Origin of the sequence: Faecalibacterium langellae, assembly GCF_002549775.1 — a bacterium.
GTDB lineage: Bacteria > Bacillota > Clostridia > Oscillospirales > Ruminococcaceae > Faecalibacterium > Faecalibacterium langellae.
Genome location: NZ_NMTR01000003.1, coordinates 1 through 2,686, shown reverse-complemented (window position 1 = coordinate 2,686; position 2,686 = coordinate 1). Strand labels below are relative to the sequence as shown.

At 47.6% G+C, this 2,686-nt stretch carries 5 protein-coding genes; all 5 read left to right on the top strand.

The window, feature by feature from the left end:
- Positions 1 to 268 (top strand): DUF6054 family protein (locus tag CGS49_RS01230; protein ID WP_097800159.1); only part of this gene is annotated, 268 nt, incomplete at its 5' end.
- 1 nt (position 269) lies between these two features.
- Positions 270 to 656 carry a DUF2500 domain-containing protein gene (locus CGS49_RS01225; RefSeq protein WP_005945560.1) on the top strand — a complete coding sequence of 129 codons (387 nt, stop codon included), beginning with the start codon at positions 270 to 272 and terminating at the stop codon, positions 654 to 656.
- Positions 657 to 689: 33 nt separating this feature from the next.
- Positions 690 to 1,412, top strand: a complete 723-nt coding sequence (locus tag CGS49_RS01220) for an AAA family ATPase (protein ID WP_005921747.1) — start codon at positions 690 to 692, stop codon at positions 1,410 to 1,412.
- A gap of 21 nt (positions 1,413 to 1,433) precedes the next feature.
- Positions 1,434 to 2,369, top strand: a complete 936-nt coding sequence (locus tag CGS49_RS01215) for a hypothetical protein (RefSeq protein ID WP_097800158.1) — start codon at positions 1,434 to 1,436, stop codon at positions 2,367 to 2,369.
- Positions 2,370 to 2,430: 61 nt separating this feature from the next.
- Positions 2,431 to 2,686, top strand: a 256-nt coding sequence (locus CGS49_RS01210) for a hypothetical protein (protein ID WP_097800157.1), incomplete at its 3' end; no start/stop codon positions are given.

Below are 2,686 nucleotides of genomic sequence, written 5' to 3'. Positions count from 1 at the left end.
CAGTTGGTCGGCAGATTTAGAGGCAGGCAGTGATTTCAAAGAGGGCGATGCCCGGTGCAGTGTCCGTGTATTTGAACGGTACAGCATGATGGGCGGCAACCGCCTGAGTCTGACACTGACCCTGTTCCAGAATGGAGACAGTCCGATCCGGCTGTCTGCCATCACCGCAGGAGGCAGTCAAGCGGTGTTCTTCAAGGTGAACACCCTCGGTGAAGAATCTTTTCTGGACGATGTAAAGGACCTGATGGAAGAAATTTTGGAGGAGTAAAATGTTTTTTGGATGGTTTGACGCTATATTCAGCTTCATTTTCCCAATCCTGTTCCTGCTTTTTATTGGAATGTTTTTCTTTGCTCTAATTTCAAATCTCCGCACATGGAACAAAAACAACCACTCGCCGCGGCTTACCGTTCCGGCAACAGTGGTAGCAAAGCGCACCGATGTTTCGCATTCCAGCAGTGCCAATGCCGGCGATATGTCCGGTGCGCACGGATACGACACTAGCACATTTACATCGTACTATGTGACTTTTCAGGTGGAGAGCGGCGACCGCATGGAATTTGAAGTGGACGGAAGCGATTATGGTCTGCTCATGCAGGGCGACATCGGAAAGCTGAGTTTTCAGGGCACCCGCTATCTTGGGTTTGAGCGGAGCTAAGTGTTTCTTACATTATATAGTATGGAGTGCTGTATGAACGATTTGTTTATCCAAGGGCTGACCATCGACTGGAACAGAGTTCGCCCATACAATTATGTTCGTCAGATTCCTGCCATCAGTGGAATCGACACTTTTACATTCCATAAGCCCATTACGTTCTTTGTTGGCGAAAATGGAAGTGGAAAATCTACGCTTCTGGAAGCAATCGCTGTTGCTTACGGCTTCAACGCAGAGGGTGGAACGAAGAACTATTCATTTTCCACATACAACTCCCATTCGGAACTATGTGAGGCTATGACGATTTCCAAGGGGTATCGCAGACCAAAGTTCGGGTATTTTCTCCGAGCAGAGAGTTTCTATAATGTAGCCACCAAGGAAATCGACTATTCCGATGACGATCATCCCTCCAAAGGCTATCACCAAAAATCACACGGTGAAAGTTTCCTCGCCATTGCGCAGGACTACATGGGTGCAGATGGAGTCTATATTTTTGACGAGCCGGAAGCCGCTTTATCCCCGCAGCGGCAGCTCACGTTACTGATCAACATTTATCGGTGTGCCCAAGAAGGGGCGCAATTCATTATCGTATCACATTCACCCATTCTCCTCGGAATGCCTGATGCTGAGATTTTTAGCTTCGACAATGGCACGATTCATCCTTGTCAGTATGAAGATACGGACAGCTACGTTATCACCAAAACATTTGTAAATAATCGGCAGCATTTTTTGAACCAGCTTCTGAACGAAGAAACGTAATGCCGGGAAAGGACATTCCATATGAGTGATTCTACGTTGAAAGAGCTTTGGCAGCAGGTCGCTGAAAAGAAAAGCTGCGAAGCAAAACAGAAAGAACTGACCGCCCAGAGAGATACGCTTGCTGATCGCCTGAAAAAGCTGGAAAAATCCAAGCTGGCAGAGCAGGCTGATGTGGACCGTCTGGAGGGACACAGCCTTGCCGCATTTTTCTATCAAGTGATTGGAAAAATGGATGAAAAGCTGGACAAAGAACGGCAGGAAGCCTATGCAGCCCGTGTCAAGTACGATGCGGCTCTCCATGATCTTTCTTCCGTTGATGCCGACTTGGAGCAGATTCAAAATAGACTGGAACGGCTGTCCGATTGCGAAAGGCAGTATCAAGCTGCTCTTTCCGAAAAAATCAAAAGCATCAAAGTTTCTGCCCACCCTGCCGCACAGCAGGTTGCGGAAAGTGAAAGTCGCATTGCCGCGCTGAAAGTCCAAAAGCGGGAGCTGCTAGAGGCCATCAACGCCGGAAAGACTGCCCTGCATACGGTCAACGAAGTTCTGGAAACCCTCGACAATGCCGAGGGCTGGAGTACATGGGACGTGATGGGTGGTGGTCTGGGGGTGGATCTCGCCAAGTATGCGGAACTGGACGATGCGCAGGAACAAATCGAACAGCTTCAAGTGGAACTGCGGCGGTTCAAAACTGAGCTTGCCGATGTTGAGATCACCGCAGACCTTCAGGTCACGGTAGACAGCTTTCTGAAATTTGCAGATTTCTTCTTTGACGGCCTCTTTGCAGACTGGGCAGTTCTGGATCACATCAATCAGGCACAGAGCAGAGTGGAGAATACCAAGGATCAAATCAAGAGAGTCCTTGCACTTCTGAAAAAGATGCGCGAAGATGTTGATGTCCAAATCGCTGATGAAAAAGAGAAGCAGGAGCAGCTTGCAGTGGAAACTGAGCTGTAAGTTTGAAGCATCCACTTATGTGATATGACTCGATAAAACCGAATTTACAGGAGGTGTTTCGATGAAAACAAGAAAGTTTGCTTTATGTCTGGCAGCGGTTTTTCTGGTGGCGATTTATATCAATATTCAGAGAATCCATACTTTCACCCTTTCAAACGATGAAGGCACCATAAAGACAGAACAAATACAGCCACTTTGGGGAACTGTAAAAGTGAGCGGTGATTGTGATACTGAGGTGGTCTTTACCGATGTAGAGACTGGAGAAAAATACAGAATCGGATATATTACACAGGGCGTAACGGAAAGAATCAAACTCG

Bases quoted from the DNA above. Each gene is read 5' to 3' on its own strand.
- CGS49_RS01215 (WP_097800158.1), top strand. From the start codon at position 1,434: ATGAGTGATTCTACGTTGAAAGAGCTTTGGCAGCAGGTCGCTGAAAAG.
- CGS49_RS01225 (WP_005945560.1), top strand. From the start codon at position 270: ATGTTTTTTGGATGGTTTGACGCTATATTCAGCTTCATTTTCCCAATC.
- CGS49_RS01220 (WP_005921747.1), top strand. From the start codon at position 690: ATGAACGATTTGTTTATCCAAGGGCTGACCATCGACTGGAACAGAGTT.